The sequence below is a fragment of the Bradyrhizobium sp. JR3.5 genome (genome assembly GCF_054057015.1).
In genome coordinates this window covers 1,133,906-1,155,896 of sequence record NZ_JBSRYV010000001.1, presented here as the reverse complement: position 1 = coordinate 1,155,896, position 21,991 = coordinate 1,133,906, and the positions used below count along the sequence as shown (strand labels likewise).

Below are 21,991 nucleotides of genomic sequence, written 5' to 3'. Positions count from 1 at the left end.
TGCGATGAACATCCAGACCGAGCACCGCCAGCCGCCCACCGGTGCCACACCATATGACGAGGTGTATTATCCCGGGCATGTCTACGGGCTCACTCACCCGAACCATCTAGCAACGATCGCGGCCGTCTACGGCATGCGGCCGGCTCCAGTCGAGCGCTGCCGGGTTCTGGAGCTCGGCTGCGGCGTTGGCGGCAATCTGTTGCCGATGGCATTCCAATATCCGGACAGCGAATTCATCGGGATTGACCTGAGCGGTGTGACGATCGAGCGTGGGCGGCGAAACATCACCACATTGGGCTTGAGCAATATCGAGCTTTTGCATTGCGACATCATGGATGTCGACGCTGCCTTCGGACAGTTTGACTACATCATCGCTCATGGCGTGTATTCATGGGTAGCGCCGATCGTTCGTGAGAAGATGATGGCTATCTTCAAGCAGAATTTGGAACCACAGGGGCTCTGCTACGTCAGCTATAACGCGCACCCGTTCTCGCATCTTCGCGATATGGTCCGCGACATGATGCGCTACCACACCCGGAGCATCACCGGGATGAAAGAGAAAGTTGGACAAGCTCGCGCCATCGTGAAATTTATCAGCGAAGGATCGAAGTCCAGCTCAGTGCACGGTGCGGTCATGCGCGATCAGTGCAACCGCGTCCTCAATGCTCCGGACGAATTGCTTTTTCACGACGATCTCGATCAGGGCGCGACAGCCTTCCTTTTGCACGAAGTCGTCGAAGATGCCGGCCGACACGGCCTACAATATCTGAGCGACGCCGATTTCTCGCGTCGCAATCTTGCCGGTTACACCGAAGAGGTCCGCGCCACGCTGCAGCGCTTTCCCGAAAGCGAGTTCATGGCGCGCGATCAGTATCAGGACTTCATTGACGGCAACGGCTTTCGGCGTACGTTGCTCTGCCACGAGGACATCTCTCTTGACCGCCGGGTGGATCTCGACTTCGTCACCAGGTTCTATCTGCTAAGCACCTCCAGCCCACGTCGACCCGACGCCTGCTTGACCGACGATTCCGAGATGGAGTTTGAAAATCAGGACGGGAGCCGAATCACGGTGACCGATCCGCTCCTGAAGGCTGCACATCTTTGTCTTGGCCGGGCCTGGCCGCGCGCACTCTCGTTCACCGAGCTGCTACATCGCGCCCGAGCGCTGCTGGTGGGCCGGCAAACAGGCGACGACCAACGGAAATTGACGGAAGCGCTCTATATCCTGGCTCGCAGCGGAGAGGTCTCCTTTCTGAAATCACCGCCCTTTCTCGTGACAGAAGTCACGGATCGGCCCCATGCGAGCCTGCTCGCCCGCAAACAGGCGCAGACCGGCCCGCTGGTCACCAATCTGCTCCACCAGACGGTGCAATTGGAGGACGACAGGACGCGTCACTTCCTGCAGTTACTCGACGGCTCTCGGACGATCGAGCAAATTACGGCCGAAATGACTGAACTCTTCGGACCAACCATCCAGGTCAAACAAGTGGATGAGGCCGGGCAGGCCGCCGAGCCATTGCAGCTCTCGACCCGAGACAGCGTTGACCGTTCGCTGGCGGACGGTTGGAAAACTGGGTTTGCTGGTGGCCTGACGCTCAACGACGTCTACCTCAGTAAGGAACTCGCGGCAGCGAGCAGGGCCGCTGGTTTGTGGAGCGGACGCGGTCCCGTCCCATCAGCCGTCGTGGGTGTACTGTTGGCCGAGGAGCCATCCGGTGAGAATGCCGCCAGGTCCGCTAGCATAGACCGAATTAAGGCCCACACCGGCGCGCAGCATCCGCCATTCATGTTCGCCGACCCACGGAATGCCGGGATCACCCTTCTGATATTGCGACAGCAGCGTTCGGGCGACCTCGGCGGCATTGGCGTAGATCGGGCCGTTCGCCCAGCGGGGTCGCGGTAGACCTGTCATGCGGCAATAAAGCGCAGTACAGACATAGGCGGACGACTCCTCCGCATTGGCGTCAAGGCCGGTGCGCAGCAGATCGTAAGCCGCATGCAAGGCCTCATGGACGATATAGGCTTCGTCCATCCGCCCCGTTGCCGACACCACCTCCAGAGTATTCGCCGCGACGACGGTACCGTCCGCTCGCGTTCGCGCGACATCGTTATATTGCGCCGCAACACCTACCGCGAGGTCCGTCGGAACCCTGACACTGACCTGTCCCAACCGGATCGCGCGTGCGACGTGATGGAAAGTTTGCGGTGCAATCGTCACGTGGCTACCACGGATCGGAAACCGGAAGCGCATGCGCGCGACCGCCGGGCCGTTCAGCACATCTAGCACCCTGCTCCGAAGCGACATCGGATCGTCCTTGTCACTGCTCCACGAATAGTGGTCGGCCTCTCCGCTCGGGAGGTTCAGTTGAACCCGACCGCGTTCGGGCCAGACCAATCGGAGACAGGCTTTGGCTCTGAGGACGGCCCGTGACGACCACCGACCCGACCACGACCGACACCTACCGGAAGATCGCCGCCCGGCTAACCATGCTTCGGCCACAGATCGATCTGTCGAAATATTTCGCGGGGCCGAATCCCAATGTCCGCCTCTACGACGAAAAGGCCTATATCCGACGTCAATTGGAGAAGTACGGCGTAGCGGCCGCGACGAACACGCTCGACGGCGTCACGTTCCTGCCAAAGGATTGGGAAGATCTGATCAAGGTGCTTCGGATTGCCAAGACGTCGGATGGATTCGACGCCTTCGCCGAAGGGAAAAGCCCGGAGAAACCGTCGCACTGGGCGCTCGATCTGTCGATGGCAGCCACGATCGGCAAGGGATTTCGGGAAATCTGGCGCCCAAAGCTGTCCGACCGACCGCTCTCGACGCGAGACCTTCCGGGCCGGCACGGCTTCGGGCTTGGGCGCGGCCGAGGGCAATGGAGCGACGACTACAGTGCGCAGTTCGGCAAGGACCCGCAGCCGCAAGACATCACATCGCTACATTTCGCGGTAGCGCCCGACCGCGTCAACGTCCACATCGACGAGACGGGCTTCGTGTTCGAGGGAGCGGACGGCGCCCTCACGGTCGGACCGAATTTCGGCCATCACGCCGTCAATGAGCTGTTCTGGAAGAGCAACCCCAATTTGCCGCGCTGGGCGATCGATCACATCGACCTGATCCTGCCGAACAGCGCCAATGACTTTTCGCGATTTGGCATATCGGTCGACCTGTATCAGCGCAAGGACCTGCGCGTCACCGTCACCGGTTCCTGCGGAATTTTCGGGGGCTTCGAGTGCTCGGGAACGTTGAGCGTCAGTGGGACGCACGATTTGCTCGGCTCCAAGCCGAGAGGCTCGCGCTGACGCGGACCGTAGATCTGCGGTTCGGATCTGGGAGGCGATATGCCGCAGTTGAAAGACAAGGTCGGTCGGTTTGCGGCGACGGGTCGCAGCTGCCAGAACTGGAAGCAAGACCAGGAGCTGGTCATCTCGCTGCTCAACAAGATCGCCATTTCCGACGGGGGTGCGGAGACCACGCTCAAGCCGCAAGTGGTCGTGACAGGTCATGCCAGCGACAGCCTCTACACCTCAATTCTGTATTTCCAGCAAAAGAACTTCCCGGGCACGCCTGACGGCTATATTCGGCCTGGCGGGCCAACTTTCAGTAGGCTCGTTGACCTCTCGACGAAGGCGGCCGCCAAGCCTCCCTCTCCAAAAGGTCAATGGGATGGAATCACGACCCCATCCGTCGATGCAGCGCTTCGCAAGGGTTTGATCGACGATTCAAAGCTAGATTACGCGGAAGTAGTTGACATCATCAGGGCGACCGTCGCGGACGGCACGGTCACTGCATTCGAGCTGGACGACCTGATGACCATTGCGAGCACCTCCAGAACGCTCTCGCCGACTTCAAAAAAGCTCATCACGCTCTTCGTCGGCGACGAAAAGAAGAAGTGGCTCGGGGTTGGTCCGTACGACCTCAATTCGGATCAAAAGAAGCTCGCCGCGGAGATGGTCTGCGATTTCCTGAAGAACACGAGGACGACGTTCTTTCCGAAGCTCGACCCGCACCGCGTCGGGATAGGCATTCTCAGGCGCATTGCGAAGCCGAGCCTCATCGATCAGGATCAGGCAAGCCTATGCGGACCGTCCGCGCTGATGTTCAGCTACGCATCCGACAAGCCGGGGCAGTATGCGCGGTTCGCCATCGACCTGTATCAAAAGGGGCAAGCGAGCCTCGGCCGCCTGCTGATCAAGCCTGGAAAGGACGTGAAGAACTACACGCCGCCCTACTCGCTGGACCACGTTGATTGGCTGACATGCGCCTCCATCCGCGACTCCGAAAATTGGTTCCTCGATTTTGACGACACCGGCAGAATAAGCGATGTCGCTGGAATCACCGTACCGAGCGAAATGGAGCAATGGTTCCGCAAGGCTGGATATCAGGACGTGCGCGAGGAGACCAATCTGAAATTTAGCAAGGGCATCGACAACGTCATGGAAGCCAACGCCCTGCTCGCCGGCGGATACCGCGTATGCCTATTCATAAGCGCCAACATGATCGAATATGACGACCAGTCTGACGAAGGCTCCGTGCTCACGCGGCACTGGGTCGTCTTGCGCGACAAGGTTCAAGTGTCGAACGGAAACGTGACGACAACGATCTTCACCTGGGGCAAGGGAGACTACGCGATCCCGCACCCGAGCAAGGGCGGGGCTCTAAAGCCCCTGCCCCTTGCGGATTTTCTGATGAATTATTACGGCTACGTTGCTGCCAAGGCGTAAGCGGCGCTCGCTGGCATTCGCCATCTACCGAGACGATTCCCTCAATCGTCCAGGCCTCTACAGGTGACATCGGATTCGCCGCGTAGCGCGGCGTCAGACCTGCTGATCGGCAGCCTTGGTCGACGGCTTCCAGCCCGCGTGACGAGCCAATGGCCCGTTCATGTTGGAATCAGTCTTGCCGGGATCGCTCGGCCATGAACTCGCCGTCAACGTGGTGGCCCGGAGCGCCGTGACATTGCGGCTTCGATGAGAGATTTTTTCACGGTCGACCGACCATCGGCATGCGCGGCCGCGTCCGTCCTTTGATCCGGATTTGGTCGTACCCGTAAATCCAATTGTACTTCCTTACCAACCCGCCCATGGGTGGCAGATGGGCGAGCCTTCAGTACAGGTCGGGCTGGCTGAGCCTGAACCGCTCGATTAGCTGCACAGGCGATGGAGATGTGTTCTGCGGATTATCAAGGAAGACAGCCGCTTCCCACAACGCATCATCGGGCGCAGGATCCTTGCCTTTATAGGGGCCTTCGGTCGACCATAGAACGCTCTGAAAAGTGGGGGCCCGCCTTTGTCGGACACGTATAATCGTCAAAATGACTGCGAGATACTCTTCAGAATCCTAGTACCAATGGTCTGCTGAGGCAAAGTTCATCACGCCGGCTATCATTCGTGAGGCGCGAACGAGTTCGTGGTACAGCACCTCGTCGGTTGCAATCGCGGGGGCGTGGCCATGGTGAGCCTTCTTGAATTTCTTTCGAAGAAGCTCTGCTTTCTCGGGCGAAAACAGGACATCACGATTTGCGCCTCCGCCTTTCCCGACGACTTTGAACAGGTCCTTTTTCTTTGGATCGGCACTTAGGCGGGCACCGCGGGCAATAATGTATTGCTGTTGATCAAGGTCGTCGGCCACCGTCAGTGCGTTGGCGTCATCCAGGTTATATGGGCGAATTCTCGCGAACGATGGTTTGCTGGTGCCGAATTCGTCAAGCAGGGCCCGGCCGGTCGGGAGGCTTTGTATTTGTTTCAGGAGACCGACAATCTGACGCCTGTAGCTGTTCTTGGCCGCCAAGTATTTCTGCTCCAGCGAATCGAATTTGCCGGCATGGCTGTCGGCAGTCTCATGGTTCACCACCATCCACGATCCCATGCTTCGGAAGGCTATGAGAATGCCGTTCGGCAGTCCTTCATCAACCACGGGATCGCCTAGATCCCACTGCAACATCGAAGCATCGAGTGGCGATGCATGCTTCGCGATATATTTGTTGAACTTTTTGTACTGCTCGTTCTGCTGAAAGGTAAAACCAAAGAAATCGTAATCCAGCTCCGTAAGATCAACATCGTCGGCCATGAGGCTCCCCATATTATGCTTTCGACAACGCGATGCCCACCGAGCTACGCTGAGTAGTCGCAAAGCAGATAAGAACGGTTCCTCCGCACACGAACACACGACCGTGATACGTAGCGACGCGGTTCGACGTCGGGTTGAACCAATTTGAGCAAGGGCGAGACATATACCTCAAGGACCTTGTATCGACCTTCTACGGGGGCCCGCATCGTGGCATGTACAGAACCGGAGATAACGCCTTGGCCCGAACGGGTCCGGCGCGCGGGAGAATTAAAGATATTCCCTGGGCCAAGCTTCACCCCAAGCGTTTGGGTCAATGATCTCGATACAGCGATCACGACGATTAACGAGCTTCTCAAGCAGAACGGCGTCTATCTTGCGTTCAGAAAGGCTGACGGTGCAGCTGGCAGCCCGATCGTGGCCGAAACGTATCCGGGTTCCGGCCTCCACGGCAGCGCCGTACAGACCGTCGTCGACTCGCGCAGTGGCCCCTCGATGAGTTCAGTGAAGCTGCGAGTGCCTGCGACTCCGAAAATCGGCCGCGCTGAAGCTGGCCAAGCAATGCGCCTCCATATCCTTGTGCACGAACTCGTCCATTGCATTGGACTTTCGAATTGCGCACATAGCAACGATGACGTCTTCATAGGGACATTAGTCATCGACAGCAGCGGTACGGTCCCACCCCCAAAGCTAGGCGGGCACACGATATCAAGAATAAAGAAGGCGTGGCCAGAGACGTGGGTCAGCGTGCAAGGCGGTGCTCTCGCCAAACAATCAGCCGACGAGCTGAGAAAATCGATGGAAGGAATCAAACTCTAGTAGGAGTCACCGGTTCTGAGCTCGATGGCGAATTGGTACAGAGCAGCGTGCGGTCGAGGCTGCCCGAACCGGCAAAGCGACGGGCCTGAATGCGCATCAATCACGAGCTTAACGATAGGATCGGGCATGTTGAAGAACGGCAAGCCGATTGAGAGATCTCGCTAATTCCGCGACAACTTTGGCCTCGGTTTGACCTGCGACGCGAGCCGCGTCAGCGATCAGAGTTTGCAGAGCGGTTCATCGAGGAGGAAAGCGCAGAACCGTTGACGAGGGCGCGCCAATGAAACTCGTTGCGCTATGCTGCCCGGCACCGCAGCAATTTGCGCAAGCGGAGGCCCGGCGAGCGCTCCCTTGTCTCGACATGGCCATCGCGTTGCCTTGCACGGATGGAAGTCGCGGGCGACAAAGGGCTTGTGCGATCTTTTACGCAAGTGCGCTTCCCATTCCAGCTTGGCAGCTGCATTGTGGGTTTTATGGTGCAGTCGGAGGACATATGGGGGAACGATCGACCCGCTGACCACTAAGATCGCTCAGGCTCTCCTCCAGAGGGGTGCTTGGCATGGCAGGCCAAATGATGGCGGGCCGTTAGTGCGCTTCTGGATGAGATAAAGACACCGAACCAACTGCCAAGCTATCGGGGGCGGTCAAACTGTGGCCGTCACTTATAGACATGTTTGTCTTACGAACGCTGTGAGGGCACTTCGACTATTATTGTGCGGCCGTTCAGGCGCTCCGGAATGCCATCGGTCGGAAGCATCGCGGTGAGACCGTCGCCTTTTCTGATTTTGACCGCCTTGCCGATTTCAGCCTCGAGCTTCACGACGAACCCAAGATAGTTGGTGGCATCGATCCCGGGGGCGGCATCAGTTGGGATGCCGGGACACTGCTCGAGGACCGTGCGCTGCATCTCCTTCCAGATATCCCGGCTGCCGAAATGATGGGTGCAGATCGGATGTCCCATCAAGAACTCAGCCGCGTCATGCATCTCCTCGAACTTGCAGAGCAGCACGCCGGTCGACAATGAAGCGATGACGATAGTCGGGAAATCGCGTGTCTCGGTCATCAAATCTCTCCATGCTTATCGTGATGCATAACGCTGTAGATCCATGCCGGCCGATCGAACACCGAGTCTGGACCATGTTGCGCTCGATAACGACCTTTCTTGAGCAGATTCCGCCCATGCTCTTGCGGCATTTCCCGGGCCGAATTGGCTTCATCTTCTTGCCAAGGATGCGTTGCCTGTTCACGACTGGCAAAGTCTACCACTCGCGAAGCGCCCCGCTCAAGACGCCTTCTTGTCGATGCGGATCGGCCCATCTCCATCGCGCCGCCGGAACAAGATCGATGGCCCGTCGAATGCGGCGAAGACATCGCATCCCCTGTTCGTATCATCCAAGGTAGGAATGTTATCCGGTGTTCTCGGTGGGTGAACAACGCTTCCAGTGGAACCAGAAACCATCTTCCCGCGTAGGTCGCGGTGGAGATGCCCGGCACAGAAATCGGCCGCTTGAAGCGCCATGGTCGTCTTGTCGCTTCTGAATATCGGATAGTCGCTCAGAAGAGGCCTCACATTGGGCGGCGCAGACTTGAGAAGCCGAGGCCACGAGGCGCTTACCGCTTCCTCTTGGCCCTTCTGTTCGTCGAAGATGAATTGAACCTTCCCCTTGTAGCCAGTCTTCTCAAGCCAGAAGCCCATGCGCGAAACCAGGTCATGAATCATAAAGAAATAGGGGTACGCGAGAACCTGTCGGGGTTCTTGCCGAACACCTCGAAATAAAGCTTCGTCGGCACCGCCGAAATCAGGCCGAACAGGTTGTGGTCGGCGATTATCCTCACAAGCAGATGCAGTCTATCCGCGAAGGACTGGTCGCTCCAACCCGCAAACTCGCCCGAGCGCCCATTCGCCTCGGTTTCCTTGAAGTAGGTCAGGCGCGGCGACATCCCCAGCGCGGCTGACCATTCCTTCTCGAAGCTGGCCCATGTCTCTTCGTTCGCCACCCAGCCGGCTAGCACGTAGACCGGCTCAACCCCCACATTGCTATCGTCGATGTAGACCTTCAGCATCGGCTGCGATTCACGCGGAAACGTTGCTACGGGCGAGAGTTCGACTTACCCTAATTCATCATGCCGACTTAGTTCCCACTGTTCTTGCTGCCAAATATGCGTCGCGGAACACGCGACCCGGGCGGATGAGCGCACCGACCCCATCCAATTGTCAGGGCGTGCGGCCGGCCGGTCGGCATATGCGTCGCCCGTCAAGGACGGCGGCTTACGCAGGCGGCTGACGAAGTTTGCGTCTTCGTAGTGCCGCAGCTTCATCGCCCGGACCGGCGCAAGGCCGGAGACCAGGACGATGGCCTGATCAGGCGGAAACTGCATCACTTCGCCGGGCGTCAGCAAAGGACGCGCAGTCTCCTGACGGCTGACCATCACATGGCTAAGCCAGGGAGCCAGCCGATGACCGGCATAGTTGCGCTGGGCCCGCAGCTCGGTCGCGGTCCCCAGCGCGTCCGAGATTCGTTTGGCGGTGCGCTCGTCGTTGGCGGCGAAGGCAATGCGGACGTGGCAATTGTCCAGGATCGCGTTGTTCTCGCCATACGCCTTTGCGATCTGGTTGAGCGACTGCGCGATCAGATAGGCGCGGATTCCATAGCCGGCCATGAACGCGAACGCGCTTTCGAAGAAGTCGAGCCGTCCGAGCGCGGAGCTGTGGCGTAGAAATGGCGGAGAGAGTGGGAGTCAAACCCACTATCTTCGATCATTCGACTTCGAGCAACTGAAACTGCCCGTAAACACTCGCCCACTTCCTGCCCTCGGAAATTCAGGCCGTGTCCATCCACCACTCACGCTACCTGTGACAGGACTTTTCTTGATCTCCCGGTGCACACGTCGCGCACACGCAGCCCTCTAACCAACTGAAAACCTTAAACTCTCGCTCCAATCCATCATTGGGGAAGTTTAAGCTACCTTCAGCCATACAACAGCGACGAGGTCCAACTTCACTTCACCGCTTTTACTATCTCAACGAAATATGATCGTTAGCCTTTCCTTTGATCGATCTTCCTTACTTCGAGTCTAAAACCCTTCAGGTGCTTCACCACGCACCAAGCTTCTTCTACTTTCAGTGGAGCAACCACTGCGGGTCATGATTGAATGAACTACCAACTGCGCCTTCGCTTCCGTACCCACCGCCTTGGATGTCGAGAGTCCGATTTACTGAAGCAGACATTAAGCGCGCTGTTAGAGGTGTCCTCGCCAGTGGTGGCAAAGTCGCGCGCGTCGAGATTTGGCCTGACGGACGCATTTCCGTGTTGATACGGGAAGAAAGATCGATTCCAATAGACCCTGAGGACGATCCGGAGGTGTCCAGGAGTTTGCTGTGATGAGGATGGGACGCTCGGCGCTGCCGCTGCCTCGCTACACAAGGCGAAAACGCCTTCAGAAAGGGAGCCTCGCGTATTTTTTTGACGTGCCAACGTGGGCACGTAAAAAAGGTTGTCCAGTCAAGAACGAACCGCTCGGCACCGATTACCAGTTGGCTGTGCAGCGCGCCGAGAAGATCTTGCTGCCTGCGTTCGACAGCTGGCTGACGGGTGGCGATTATGCAAATCCCGTGGGCATTGGAGTAGTGATCGGAACGCTGGACTGGATGTTTCACGAGTATCGTCGAACGTGGAAACAGAAAACAGCGAAGCGTTTGCAGCCCTTGAGCCCGGGTCAATGTCGCGTGCATGAAACCGGCATCAAGATGATCTGCGAATACCTATTGAAGGACGGAAGGCGCCTGGGCACGCGGCGCGTTTCGAGCATCGATACGGCGTTTGCGGACGATCTGTTCGGGAAGCTGCTCTACAAAGATGTCGACGGCGAGAAGGTTGAACGCCGCACGACCGTGAACCACGCGATGAAGACCGCTCGCGGCGCATGGAACACGATCTCAAGGGCACACCCCCATCTGTTTCCGGCGAAGAACCCATTTGAGAGGATGGGCCTGCAGTCGACCTCGCGCGAAACACCCCATGCTAATTTTGACGAGCTTGCAGCGTTCCGTGCGAAAGCGATCGAGTTGGGCTATCCGTCGTTGGCAACGGGTGTCCTGATCGGTTGGGAATGGCTGCAGCGCAAGGCTCATATCTTCATCCGATTCATGGCGGAGCACTATCGGCCGGAAAGCCGCCCGAACCACCTCTATGTCATCAACTACAAGACGAGCACGGGCTCATGGGAGCCGCTCTTCGATAACAAGGGTAAGCCGCTCTATCCCCTGCTAATGGCAGAGCTTGACGCCATGAAAGCATTGCGGCCGACGGGCGGCCTGATGCTGCGCCGAGATGGTAGTAGTTTGCCGTGGAGCGGCAAGGGCGAAATGCTGACTCAGGTCGAGCGCATTTCGAAGAAGATCATTCTGGGCGCGGGCTTGCGTCCTGAGCTCACGTTCACGTCGTTCGGCCGGCATGGCGGCACGACGGAAGCGAGCACATCCGGCCTCACTGAAACGCAACTGATGAAGAAGGGCCAATGGTCATCGACCAAAGCGATGGCGCACTACCTTCATCATGACGACGAGGCCAAGCAGGACGCACAGATGAAGCGCATCAAGCGGCGCAAGCAGACGGCCAGAAAGTGAACATTTGTCGGAATGGATTCAGCCGTCTTGTCGGAATGGAAATCAAGAAATCCGATAAGTGATTGAAAACATTGGAGCGGGTGAAGGGAATCGAACCCTCGTATTCAGCTTGGAAGGCTGCTGCTCTACCATTGAGCTACACCCGCATCGAGCGATCACCTAACACGGCCGGACGGCCGTCTCAACTGCCTCGGCGGGCGTCCTTGTGCGCCGGTAAACGAGAATATGTTCGCGCAATGCGGCCGGTTCCTGGCCCGGATGGGACGGACGGCGGTCTTAACAGCGGCAGATTCGCCACCTATATTGCTGGTCCCATCAACAAAGAAAGGAGGTGATCTAGTGTCTTGTCTCAAGCGCTGTCACCTCGCTGGGATCGCCCGCTAGGCTCTGAGTAATCAGCCTGGCATCGGGGCGCTCTCAGCCCTGACCAGCGAGACAACAAATCCGGGGGCGCGGCGGAAGCGATTCCGCCGCGCCTTTTTTGCCTGTCCAGGCCGCGGGATTCGCCGCCGCCATGCCGCCGGCGGAATACCTTATCGCAGCACAAAAACCGGCCGGTCCGCTACACATGAAATGTCGGCGTGGCTGGCTCAGGGCCGTCCTTGGGCCTGCCGCAACAGAAATGAGGAGCTCACGAGATGCTTTATGCCATCCTGGCCTATCACGTCGAAGCCGAGGTCAAGTCGTGGAGCGCCGATGAGGACGCAGCCGTCATGGCAGGTCTGCGCGAGGTCCATCAACGGTTGAAGGGGCGGCTCGGCCCGGCTGCACGGCTCGGCGAGACCCGCAACGCCAGCACCCTGCGCGGGCCCGGCCACGGCATCGTGATCGACGGCCCGTTCTCGGAGACCAAGGAGCAGTTGCTGGGCTTCTACGTGATCGATTGCGCCGATGAAGCAGAAGCGATCGCCGCGGCACGCGACCTGCGCAGCGTCAACCCGTCGGCGGTCTACGAGATCCGCGCGCTGAAGCTCTACATCCCCGGCGCGCCGTTTCCGGAGACCGCGGGCCCGAGCGACGCATAAAGTTGCTCAGCGACTCGAGCGCTTCGGCAGCTTCGGCAGCTTGCTCGGATCGAACTTCGGCAGCGGCGGATCGGGCGGCGGTGTGGGCGCCACCCCATTGCTTGGAATCAGCGTCACCTCGAAGGCGAGATCGGGCACGGCATCCGCCCTGCCCGCGGCCGTCGCGATCGCGCCGCTCCAGACGCCTTCGAGCCGCACCACGAGGTCGTCGGTGCCGAACACGGTCGCATGTCCCTCGGAGTGCCGCCTGGCGGTGAGCACGGCGGAGAAGCGCTCGCCGTCGACCTCATAGGTGCCGTCGTAAAGCATGATGGCATCGCTGCCCCACAGCCTGCCGTCGGCCATGTGCACGATGCCGGTGCCGTCAGCGAGCGACGTCCGAAACCACGCCGCATAGGTGCCGTTCTTGAGCATGGAGCCTGTCTCCATCTGCTCCGTTTCACAGCAAACGATCTGGGCACCGTTGCGTTAACAGGGGATGAAGGAACCCCCGGCCCTGCGCTCATTGGCCGTCGATCTGCCGTCCCATGATGGCAATCGCCTTCTGATAGACCTGCGCTGCATTCCATGCCTCGATCGCGGCAAAGTTGGGTTCCCCGGGCTGATAACCGGCGCCGGCGCGCCAGCCATGGGCGTGCAGGAAGTTCGCCGTCGAGCTCAGCGCGTTGGCGGCGACGTCGAGATTGCCGGTGCCATAGGCGAGGACGTTCTTCGGCATGAACTGGGTCTGGCCGATTTCGCCATGCATCGAGCCGCGCGTGCTTCCGGACAGAGTGCCGCGGTCGATCAGCTTCAGCGCGGCATAGAGCTGGTCGGTGAAGAAGTCCGGGCGGCGGCAGTCATAGGCAAGCGTCGCGATCGACGACAGCATGTTCTGGTTGCCGCGCTGGCTGCCGAAGCCGCTCTCCATGCCCCAGATCGCGATCAGCGGTCCCGGCGGCACGCCGTAGCGCTGCTGGATCGAGGCGAACATGGCCGCCTGCGACTGCTTCAGCGAACGGCCGCGCGCCACGATGGTCGCAGATCCCCGCTTGGCCATGAACTGCTCGAGCGACAGGCCAAAACTGCGCTGGCCGCGATCCGCGGCGATCGTCGCGCTGGCGTAATGTGCCTGCATCAACGCGTCGATCGCGGTGGCACCGACGCCCTTGGCCCTCGCCTCGCCGGCAAACTGCTCCTTCCAGGCTTCGAATCCGCCTGGCCCGTTGCCGCACTGCGCCGCGTTCGCCTCTGCGCCCAGCGTTGCAACCATCACGACGATGGCGAGCGCCGACGTCGCAATCTGCCAGCCCCTGATCATCCGAAACCTCCTCCGAAAAATGTGCCGCCGCCCCTCGCGGGCGCGGCGCTGACGATGGCCTGATGTAGATGACCCGACGATGAACGATCCGCCTCAGATTCGGCCGCGGACCGTCACGATATGTCGCCGGCAGCGGATTGGCCATCCCGGCCAGATCAGGCAGGCCGGGACATTTGGCCCCTGCGTCCGTGTCAGCGGATTGACGGAGTTCAGCGGCGGCGCCCGGCGCGCCCCGCAACACGGCGCTTGACATTGACATTAATGAGAAGGTGCTAGGCCGACCCTCGACAGGAGATCGCGATGCGGATTCAGGAGGCGGCACACCATCTTGGCGTGAGTGCACGGGCGCTTCGGCATTATGAGGCGGCTGGCCTGATCGTGCCGCGCCGGAATTCGAACGGCTATCGAAGCTACTCCGCGTTGGAGATCGAACGGGCTGCGTGGGTGAGAGACCTCATCGCCGCAGGCTTCTCGACCCGCGAGCTTCGCAATCTTCTGACTGCGCTTGAAGACGGCCGGCGCGGCGCGCGCGTGAACTGCTCGGCAGTGATGCAGGAGAAGCTCGACCAGATCGATCGAGCGATCGCGGCGCTGCGCAAGCGGCGGCGCGCCTTGTCGCGTCGTCTGGCTGGGCCGGATGGCGGTCGCAGCAATATGAGAACATCAGGACGTGGCGATGAAGATACTCAATATCCTGGCGAGACGTTACCTGCCGCTCGAGGGCCTGGACGAGGCCGTGGCCTTCCACGAAGCCCTGATCGGCCAGCCGGCGCGGCTTCGGTTCGACTATCCCGAATATGATCTCAGGCTGGCGCAGGTCGCCTCGATCCTGTTCATTGCAGGGACGGAACAGAGCCTGAAGCCGTTCACGGCGACGCATCTGACGTTTCTGGTCGACGACATCGACGCATTCGCCGCGCATCTCCCCGGCGTCGGCGCCACGATACTGGAGGCCCCCAAGCCGGTCCCGACCGGCCGCAACATGCTGGTGCTGCATCCGGACCAGACCCGCGTCGAATATGTCGAGCATCGCGACAAGCATCCCGCCGACGTATTGCCTTGAGCTCGTCAACCACACGGCGGTGCTGACCGCAGCACCAGCTCGCGAAATGCCGTACGCGATGCTGCGTTCTACGGCACCTCGCCTCGCCGCAGCGGGCCGACGGTCTGCGGGCGGTTGAGGAAGAATTCGCGATTGCCAAGCGCGGCCTCCGCATACTGGTCGATCGCCACGATGATCGCCTGCACGTGGTGAAAGCACCAGCCTTCCCGCGTCGCCATGTGCCGGACCTCGGCCAGCGCCTTGATCCAGGGCGCATGATCATCGCTGTCGTGGAAATACCGAAGCGGCTCTCTCATCTTTCCTCCGGCAGATCACGTCCTCCAGCTCGGCGCGCTTGCGCGACAGCAGAAGCTGCGCCGATGCACTATCGCGTCCGGCCTGCCTCAGCCGATTCACGGATGCGTCGAGCTCGCGCAACTCGGTGCGCAGCCGTTGCATCCTAGGTGCGTCATCAGGCACGCGCTTCGCCGGCGACGAGCTCCCGCTTCGCCGCGCGAAGAAAGATCGGCGTCGCGGCACGGCGGCGCGGAGCAACGCTCGCGTGCACGATGATCGGCTCGCGGTCGCCCAACATGCCCCGCTCTTCGACCAGACGGCTCATCACCAGGCGCATCTTCAGGAGGTCTCCGGCCACGAAGGCGCAGTCCTCATCCCGGTTGATCTGCTGTCGCATGATGGCCTCGGCCTCGAGCATGCTGACGCGCAGCGCCCTGATCTGCCTGCGAATTTCGCTGATACGGTTGTCCATGGCGGCCTCCTATTCACGGTGGAGGCGATTAGAACAAAACAAGAACATTGAGTCAAGCGGCAGAGCTGCCTGCCACGGACTTTTGTCATCGAAGGCCGCGCCAGTTCCTGCTACGGGAACCAAGAGTACCTCATTCTCACGAACTCAACGTGAGGATGTTCGATGAAGCGAGACCACGCCCGGGCGCACGGCGAACGTGTGCAAGCGTTTCCGCGGTGAAACCGCGACAGACCGTCACAGCCGGCCGCCTCTTCACTTGCCGCTCCTCGTACGAGGATGCGCGTCGTCAGGATTTTCTCAGTGCTCAGGCGATCCGTGGCTGACAAACAGCCGACACATGACTGTGGAACAATTCGCCCTTGGAACTTGTCTACTCAAATAGACAAATTAGAATGGGGTCGATTCTGTTTCGGTCATTGCGCAGTACATGACGAAGTCTTCCAAACTGGTTGCCGCGAAGCGCGGCAAGGTCCTTCTGGTCCGACGTCGATCCGACGGGCTGTGGATGTTCCCCGGCGGACGCAGGCGTGCGCGCGAGACCGGCAAGGACTGCCTGAAGCGTGAGATCAAGGAAGAGCTGCCGAAGCTCAAGCTCGGTAGGCTCAGCCTGTGGAAGGAAGTGACGGCCAAGAACAAGCGTTCCGGCCGCAGAATGAGCGATGCGATCTTCATCGCCAAGAACGCCAAGGGACGGCTGGCGATCGGCGACAAGAAGGAGATCGACCGCGCCGCCTGGCAAAAGCCCCGCGGACTTCGCCTGACGCCGACCTCGCGCTACATCCGCGATCGGCTGTTTCCAAGGAAGCAGCGGCGGCGGAGATAGACGGTGGGATATCTGCTGCCCGCGGCAAAAAGCACAGATTTCGGCTTCGGCATCTGGCGGCTGCGCGGGCACGCCTTGCTGATTTGTTGAGCTTCACCCACCACCGACGCGTGCTAGGAATGACGTGATCCGTCCGGACCGGACCACGACATCAGCCGGAATTGCGTCAGAATGGGCTTCCCCTCCAACCGCCAGAGGCGGCTGTTCAGAATCGTTTCCGCGCGTTGGCAGCGCCGGGCCATCTTCCTGCTGGGCGGCATTGCGGTCGGTGCGGCGGCTGTCGCGCTCGCACAGCTCGCGGATCTGGCGCAGGTCGCCTTCTCCGCACTGGTGTCGCATGTCCGTTACGCCTCGCTGGTGCTGACGCCCGCAGGCTTCGCGCTGTCGGTCTACCTGACCAATCGCTTTTTTCAGAACGCGCAGGGAAGCGGCATCCCGCAGGCCATTGCCGCACGCCATCTGACCGACCAGACCGCGCGCGAAAGCCTGGTTTCGCTGCGCATTGCCGCCGGCAAGATTCTGCTGACCCTGTTCGGCCTGCTGTGTGGCGCATCGGTCGGGCGCGAGGGACCGACGGTGCAGATCGGCGCGTCGATCATGTTTGCGCTCGGCCGCTTCTCGCCCCGGCGTCAACCGGGCTTGATCCTTGCCGGTGCGGCGGCGGGCGTCGCGGCAGCCTTCAACACCCCGCTGGCCGGGATCGTGTTCGGCATCGAGGAAATGAGCCGTGCCTTCGAGACGCGAACCTCCAGCCTGATCATCGGCGCGGTGATCGCCGCGGGCCTGACGTCGCTCGCTCTGATGGGCAACTACACCTATTTCGGCACCAGCGCGACGGCCCTGCGCAACGGCACCGACTGGCTCGCGGTCCCGCTCTGCGGCCTGGCCGGAGGTCTGGCGGGCGGCCTGTTCAGCCGCATCCTGATCGCAATGGCGCGCGGATTTGCCAACCCGGTTGGACGCACGATCAAGCGCTATCCGGTCGGCTTTGCCGCGATCTGCGGATTTGCGGCGGCGATTTGCGGAATTGCTTCCGACGGCGCGATCTACGGCACGGGATATCAGCAGGTCAAATCCGCGCTCGAAGCCGGATCGCAATTGCCCGCGAGCTTCAGCGTCTGGAAATTCCTGGCCACCACGTTTGCCTCGATCAGCGGCATGCCGGGCGGCATCTTCGCGCCATCCCTCGCGGTCGGCGCCGGGCTCGGCTCCAACATCGCGCCGCTGTTCCACGGCGCGCCGCTTGCGGCCATCATGCTGCTCGGCATGGTCTCGTATTTCGCCGGCGTGGTTCAGGCCCCGATTACGGCCTTCGTGATCGTCACCGAGATGACCGACAATCACGCCATGGTGGTGCCGCTGATGGCCGCGGCCCTGATCGCGCATGCGAGCTCGCGCCTGATCTGCAAGGAGGGCGTCTATCACGCCCTCGCCAAGGGATTTATCGATCGGGCTTCGCCGGCGCAAAAGGCGACGCCGGCCTGAAGATTTCTTCAGCCGTTATAGGCGAACAGCTCGATCGGCTCGCTGAAGCCGCGCACCGGGTGCTCGCCGACATGTTCGAGCGCGAAATCGTGCTCGACGAGATCCGCGAAGGCGCGGGACAGCAGCACCGTCTTCTTCAACTGCTTGGTGAGAGCTTCGAGGCGCGACGCCATGTTCACGGCGGGGCCGATCACGGTAAAGTCGAGCCGGGTGCGCGATCCGATATTGCCGTACATGACGTCGCCGACATGGACGCCGATGCCGTAATTCATCGGCGCACGGCCCATCATGCCGTTCCTTTCGCTGAGCGCCGCCATCGCCAGCCGCGCCTCGGCTACCGCATGCAGCAGGTTGGCGCAGGCCTTGGGTTCGCTGAGCGGGAAAATGGCGAGCAGGCCGTCGCCGATGAATTTCAGGATTTCCCCGCCATGCCGCGCAATCGGCTCCGACATCGCGTCGAAATAGTCGTTCAGGAGATCGATCACGTCATCGCGCGGCCAGGAGTCCGAGATCCGGGTGAAATCCCGCAAGTCGCAGATCATGATCGCGGCGCTCACCGTCGTGCCGCTGCCCCGCCGCGTCGCGCCGGCCAGGATCATCTCGCCGGCGTGCGAGCCGACATAGGTCTCGAGCAGCGTCCGCGCCAGGCGGTTCTTCATCCGGATTTCGCTGACCAGCGCCAGCACCGGCAGCACCGTCTTCAGGCTGGCGATATGCGCATCATCGAAACCGCCGGCACGGTCGGTCGCGAAGGTCACGACATGCCGCTTGCCGAGCGTATGCAGCAGCGGCCAGGCCACATAGTCGGTCAGGCCCTGCGCGCGCATGTCGTCATAGAGTGCGTGCTTGCGGCCCTGTGACGGGTCATGTTCGAGCTTCTCGCGCACCTCGTCGGCACCCTGATGGATTTCGTAGACCGGACTGCCGATATATTCTGATCGCTGCTGGACATCGTAGTCGACCCGCGTGATCTCGGCCTCGCGCTTGCCGTCGGCCCAGATGATCCGGGCGCCGAGCCATTGCGGATGCTGGATCAGGAGATTCATCGTCGCCCGCTTGAGCGGAATGCCCGTCCGCTGCAGCCGGATGCACAACTCGGCGAAGATATTGTCGATGAAGCGCTGGTCGCGCGTCTCGTTGGTCAGCCAGCTCACTACGTCGCCGTCGGACTGCGGCGTGACGTGATCGATGTTGGGGGGCGCGTTCATGGCTGGCTCCGGAGCGGCGGGTGGGGTCGGCACGCGATATGTCGTGCTTCCGCGCGGCCGCGTCAACGCTGCCAGCGGTAACGTGAACGAGCAAATCGGCCCGGCCTGCCTCCGTGTGACGCCGTGAGGACGAGCGCTTTGCCCGCGAGCGTGCTTAGGTGGCTCACCCGCCCAGCCGGTCGACTTCGGCCTTGCCGGCCTTCATCACCAGCGGGATGTGCTCGCCCTGGCCCAGCAGGCACGTTACATCGCGCAGCGGATTGCCCTCCACCACCAGCAAATCGGCGAAAGCCTCCGGCGCGATGCGGCCGAGCTTGCCTTCCATGCCGAGCACCTCGGCGCCGACAATGGTCGCGCTCGCGATCACCGCCTGCGGGCCCCAACAATTCGGCGCGGATCCGGAACTCCCCGCTCTGCAAGCGCTGCGACGGCCCGAGCAGATCGGTGCCGAACCCCATCTTGACGCCGGCCTCGCGATAGATCGCGAGCGAGCGCAGGCCGGCATCACGCACGTCGGCGACCTTGGCGACGCTTGCGGCAGGGAGGCCGTATTTGGCGCCTTCGGTGGCCAGCGCCTCATAGGTGACGAGCGTCGGCACCGCATAGGCGCCCTGCTCGGCCATCAGGCGCGCGGTCGGAAGGTCGACCAGATTGCCGTGCTCGATGGTGCGCACGCCGCAGCGCACCGCGCGCTCGATCGCCTCCGCGGTGTAGGCATGCGCCAGCACATAGGTGTGCCGCGCCTTCGCCTCCGCGACGATGGCGCGGATCTCGTCCTCGGAATAGCCGAATGCGCCGATCGGATCGGTGGGCGACGCAACGCCGCCGGACGCCATGATCTTGATCTGGTCGGCGCCCATCTGCAGCTCCTCGCGCACCGCCTTGCGCACCGCATCGACGCCGTCGACGACGCGCGCGATCGCGCCGACCCGCACACAGCAGGAGCAGGTCGGGTCGCTCAGATAGTCCGAGCGGCCGCGCCCGTCGCCATGGCCGCCGGTCTGGCTGAGCGCGCGGCCGGAGACGAACAGCCTGGGCCCATCGGTCAGCCCGGTGTCGATCGCCTGCTTGAGCGCATGGCCGGCGCCGCCGGCATCGCGGACGGTGGTGAAGCCGCGCTTCAGCATGCCCCGCAGCAGCATGGTCGAGCGCAGCGTCACCAGCACGTTGGCCATCCGAGCCTGCTGCGACAGGTCGAGCTCGACGGCGACCGCATGCACATGCAGGTCGATCAGGCCGGGCATCAGGGTCTTGCCCTTGAGGTCGATGACGCGATCGGCCGAGGCCTCGATCGGCCGATCGGACACCTCCTTGATCAGGCGATCCTCGACCAGCACGTGGTGCCCTTCGAGCAAATCGGATCGCAACGGATCAAGCAGCGCAGCATTCTTGAAGAGGATCGTGGACATAAAGGTCTCCTGTCAGGATGCGGCCCACGTGATCACGCGGCTTCGCTTGCGATGTCTTCCAGCGATCGGCCGCGCGTCGGCACGCCCATCAGCACGACCGTGACGGCACCGATCAACAGCACCGTCGTGGTGACGCCGAACACGCCGGCAAAGCCGAACTTCGGGTAGAGATAGCCGACCAGGATGGGTGCAATGATCGCGCCGATGCGGCCGATCGCGGACGCGAGCCCTGCCCCCGTGGTCCGGATCGCCGTCGGAAACACTTCGGCCGTGTAGGCATAGACGCCGGCATAGGTGCCGTTCATGAAGAACGACAGCAGGAGGCCGGCCGCCATGATCTGCCCGTCGCTCGCGGCAAAGGCGAGCCCGAGCGCACTGGCGCCGCCGAGGATCATGTAGGACGCGATCGTGGACTGCCTGCCGATCCGCTCATTGAAAAAGGCGGCGGTGAAATAGCCCGGCACCTGCGCGCAATACATCGCGAGCGAATAGCCGAAACTCTTGGTGATGCTCATGCCGTTCTGCACCAGCAGGCCGGGGATCCAGACGAAGAAGGAATAATAGCTGAACGTGATCGACAGCCACATGATCCAGGTCATGGTGGTGATCCGCGCCTGGCGGCCGGCCAACAGCGCCGCAAAATTGCTCAGCAGCGTTCCTGACGATACGGCCGGCACAACGGGCTCTGCGACCGGCGGTGGCAGCACGCGGCCCTCGCGCGCGAAGCTCGCCTCGACTTTATCGAGCACCGCCTCGGCTTCCTTCACCCTGCCGCGGCTTTCCAGCCAGCGCGGCGATTCCGGCAGCGACCGGCGCCACCACAGCAGCATCACGACAGGTATGGCCGTGATCACGAGCACGATGCGCCAGCCGTTCTCGTAGGCCGGCACGATGAAATAGCCGAGCAAGGCGGCGGCGACGAAGCCGAACGAGAAGAAGCCGGCGAGCGCGCCGGTGAAGGCGCCGCGGTAACGCCGCGCCACGAATTCCGCGAGATATGGCGCGATGATCGCGCTTTCCGCGCCGGTGCCCATGCCGGCGACGACGCGCGCGGCGAAGAACGCCGGCCAGCTATCCACCGTCGCGCTCACCAGCGAGGCCACACTGTAGAGCGCGAGCGCCGACATCATCACCGCACGGCGGCCGATCAGGTCGCCCAGCGTCCCCGCGAGCAGTGCGCCGAACAGATAGCCGACGAAGGTGCTGCTGCCGAGCACGCCGGTCTCGACATTGCTGAGCCCCCAGGCGGTGCGCAGCACCGGCAGGATGAACGCCAGCACGGCGGCGTCCATCGCGTCGAACAGATAGCCCAGGCCGCCCATCAGCAGCAGGTGCACATGGAAACGCGCGAACGGCAGGCGCTCGATGCGCGCCGAAATCATCGACATGAATATCCCCCTGAGCCACGGCCCGG

At 61.5% G+C, this 21,991-nt stretch carries 19 protein-coding genes, 1 tRNA gene and 2 pseudogenes; 9 read left to right on the top strand and 13 right to left on the bottom strand.

The annotated features are described in order from the left end of the window. The first annotated feature begins 4 nt into the window (after window positions 1-4). The 3 genes from ACVWW1_RS05770 to ACVWW1_RS05760 all read left to right on the top strand — a co-directional run bounded on the left by ACVWW1_RS05770 (window position 5) and on the right by ACVWW1_RS05760 (window position 4,728). Window positions 5-1,903, top strand: coding sequence for a methyltransferase regulatory domain-containing protein (locus ACVWW1_RS05770; RefSeq protein WP_456655151.1), 1,899 nt, complete (start codon window positions 5-7; stop codon window positions 1,901-1,903). 524 nt (window positions 1,904-2,427) lie between these two features. Beyond that, complete coding sequence (locus tag ACVWW1_RS05765) at window positions 2,428-3,306, top strand: hypothetical protein (RefSeq protein WP_456655150.1); 879 nt, start codon at window positions 2,428-2,430, stop codon at window positions 3,304-3,306. Window positions 3,307-3,345: 39 nt separating this feature from the next. Beyond that, entirely contained in the window at window positions 3,346-4,728 is a 1,383-nt protein-coding gene (locus ACVWW1_RS05760) for a hypothetical protein (RefSeq protein WP_456655149.1), read from the top strand. Between the two features lie 616 nt (window positions 4,729-5,344). Here ACVWW1_RS05760 and ACVWW1_RS05755 read toward each other — a convergent pair. The 5 genes and pseudogenes from ACVWW1_RS05755 to ACVWW1_RS05735 all read right to left on the bottom strand — a co-directional run. Further along, on the bottom strand, window positions 5,345-6,073 hold the full coding sequence (locus tag ACVWW1_RS05755) for a M91 family zinc metallopeptidase (RefSeq protein ID WP_456655148.1): 729 nt from the start codon (window positions 6,071-6,073) through the stop codon (window positions 5,345-5,347). A gap of 1,495 nt (window positions 6,074-7,568) precedes the next feature. Further along, window positions 7,569-7,952, bottom strand: coding sequence for a DUF7736 domain-containing protein (locus tag ACVWW1_RS05750; protein ID WP_456655147.1), 384 nt, complete (start codon window positions 7,950-7,952; stop codon window positions 7,569-7,571). 219 nt (window positions 7,953-8,171) lie between these two features. After that, on the bottom strand, window positions 8,172-8,609 hold the full coding sequence (locus ACVWW1_RS05745) for a hypothetical protein (protein ID WP_456655146.1): 438 nt from the start codon (window positions 8,607-8,609) through the stop codon (window positions 8,172-8,174). Then, window positions 8,606-8,953: a hypothetical protein gene (locus ACVWW1_RS05740; protein WP_456655145.1), complete on the bottom strand. Its 348-nt coding sequence runs from the start codon at window positions 8,951-8,953 to the stop codon at window positions 8,606-8,608. Before ACVWW1_RS05740 ends, ACVWW1_RS05745 begins: the two co-directional genes overlap by 4 nt. A 117-nt stretch (window positions 8,954-9,070) precedes the next feature. Next, a pseudogene (locus tag ACVWW1_RS05735) lies at window positions 9,071-9,592 on the bottom strand (type IV secretory system conjugative DNA transfer family protein); the annotation flags it as partial. 679 nt (window positions 9,593-10,271) lie between these two features. On the opposite strand from ACVWW1_RS05735, the gene ACVWW1_RS05730 reads away from it, so the two are divergent. Beyond that, the gene (locus tag ACVWW1_RS05730) at window positions 10,272-11,516 is read left to right on the top strand and encodes a hypothetical protein (protein WP_456655144.1); all 1,245 of its coding nucleotides are present in this window, start codon (window positions 10,272-10,274) and stop codon (window positions 11,514-11,516) included. A 72-nt stretch (window positions 11,517-11,588) separates the two neighbouring features. Here ACVWW1_RS05730 and ACVWW1_RS05725 read toward each other — a convergent pair. Further along, window positions 11,589-11,662 (bottom strand) — tRNA-Gly (locus ACVWW1_RS05725). 492 nt (window positions 11,663-12,154) lie between these two features. On the opposite strand from ACVWW1_RS05725, the gene ACVWW1_RS05720 reads away from it, so the two are divergent. Then, a complete protein-coding gene (locus ACVWW1_RS05720; RefSeq protein WP_176530530.1) occupies window positions 12,155-12,541 on the top strand; it encodes a YciI family protein in 387 nt (128 codons plus the stop codon). Between the two features lie 6 nt (window positions 12,542-12,547). On the opposite strand, the gene ACVWW1_RS05715 is transcribed toward ACVWW1_RS05720, so the two are convergent. Together ACVWW1_RS05715 and ACVWW1_RS05710 are read right to left on the bottom strand one after the other, a co-directional pair. Continuing rightward, window positions 12,548-12,955 (bottom strand): hypothetical protein, encoded by a 408-nt coding sequence (locus ACVWW1_RS05715; RefSeq protein ID WP_176530529.1) that lies wholly within the window; start codon window positions 12,953-12,955, stop codon window positions 12,548-12,550. A gap of 88 nt (window positions 12,956-13,043) precedes the next feature. Further along, window positions 13,044-13,841 (bottom strand): lytic murein transglycosylase, encoded by a 798-nt coding sequence (locus tag ACVWW1_RS05710; protein ID WP_176530528.1) that lies wholly within the window; start codon window positions 13,839-13,841, stop codon window positions 13,044-13,046. A gap of 300 nt (window positions 13,842-14,141) precedes the next feature. Here ACVWW1_RS05710 and ACVWW1_RS05705 point away from each other — a divergent pair, with 300 nt between their 5' ends. Continuing rightward, window positions 14,142-14,642 (top strand): MerR family transcriptional regulator, encoded by a 501-nt coding sequence (locus ACVWW1_RS05705; protein ID WP_456655143.1) that lies wholly within the window; start codon window positions 14,142-14,144, stop codon window positions 14,640-14,642. Next, the gene (locus ACVWW1_RS05700; protein ID WP_210284217.1) at window positions 14,578-14,904 is read left to right on the top strand and encodes a VOC family protein; all 327 of its coding nucleotides are present in this window, start codon (window positions 14,578-14,580) and stop codon (window positions 14,902-14,904) included. The genes ACVWW1_RS05705 and ACVWW1_RS05700 overlap by 65 nt, the downstream gene beginning before the upstream one ends. Window positions 14,905-14,972: 68 nt before the next feature. Here the strand turns inward: ACVWW1_RS05700 and ACVWW1_RS05695 are convergent, their stop codons facing one another. Both ACVWW1_RS05695 and ACVWW1_RS05690 read right to left on the bottom strand, forming a co-directional pair. Beyond that, on the bottom strand, window positions 14,973-15,200 hold the full coding sequence (locus tag ACVWW1_RS05695) for a hypothetical protein (protein ID WP_021081740.1): 228 nt from the start codon (window positions 15,198-15,200) through the stop codon (window positions 14,973-14,975). A gap of 155 nt (window positions 15,201-15,355) precedes the next feature. After that, entirely contained in the window at window positions 15,356-15,652 is a 297-nt protein-coding gene (locus tag ACVWW1_RS05690) for a hypothetical protein (RefSeq protein ID WP_173637265.1), read from the bottom strand. A gap of 427 nt (window positions 15,653-16,079) precedes the next feature. On the opposite strand from ACVWW1_RS05690, the gene ACVWW1_RS05685 reads away from it, so the two are divergent. Together ACVWW1_RS05685 and ACVWW1_RS05680 are read left to right on the top strand one after the other, a co-directional pair. Beyond that, window positions 16,080-16,475: an NUDIX hydrolase gene (locus tag ACVWW1_RS05685; RefSeq protein WP_092115072.1), complete on the top strand. Its 396-nt coding sequence runs from the start codon at window positions 16,080-16,082 to the stop codon at window positions 16,473-16,475. A 171-nt stretch (window positions 16,476-16,646) separates the two neighbouring features. Further along, a complete protein-coding gene (locus ACVWW1_RS05680; RefSeq protein ID WP_456655142.1) occupies window positions 16,647-17,960 on the top strand; it encodes a chloride channel protein in 1,314 nt (437 codons plus the stop codon). 8 nt (window positions 17,961-17,968) lie between these two features. Here the strand turns inward: ACVWW1_RS05680 and ACVWW1_RS05675 are convergent, their stop codons facing one another. The 3 genes and pseudogenes from ACVWW1_RS05675 to ACVWW1_RS05665 form a co-directional block, all read right to left on the bottom strand. Further along, the gene (locus tag ACVWW1_RS05675) at window positions 17,969-19,168 is read right to left on the bottom strand and encodes an adenylate/guanylate cyclase domain-containing protein (protein ID WP_456655141.1); all 1,200 of its coding nucleotides are present in this window, start codon (window positions 19,166-19,168) and stop codon (window positions 17,969-17,971) included. 163 nt (window positions 19,169-19,331) lie between these two features. After that, window positions 19,332-20,577: pseudogene (locus ACVWW1_RS05670) on the bottom strand (amidohydrolase family protein). A gap of 32 nt (window positions 20,578-20,609) precedes the next feature. Next, a complete protein-coding gene (locus tag ACVWW1_RS05665; RefSeq protein WP_456655140.1) occupies window positions 20,610-21,965 on the bottom strand; it encodes an MFS transporter in 1,356 nt (451 codons plus the stop codon). Window positions 21,966-21,991: the final 26 nt, after the last annotated feature.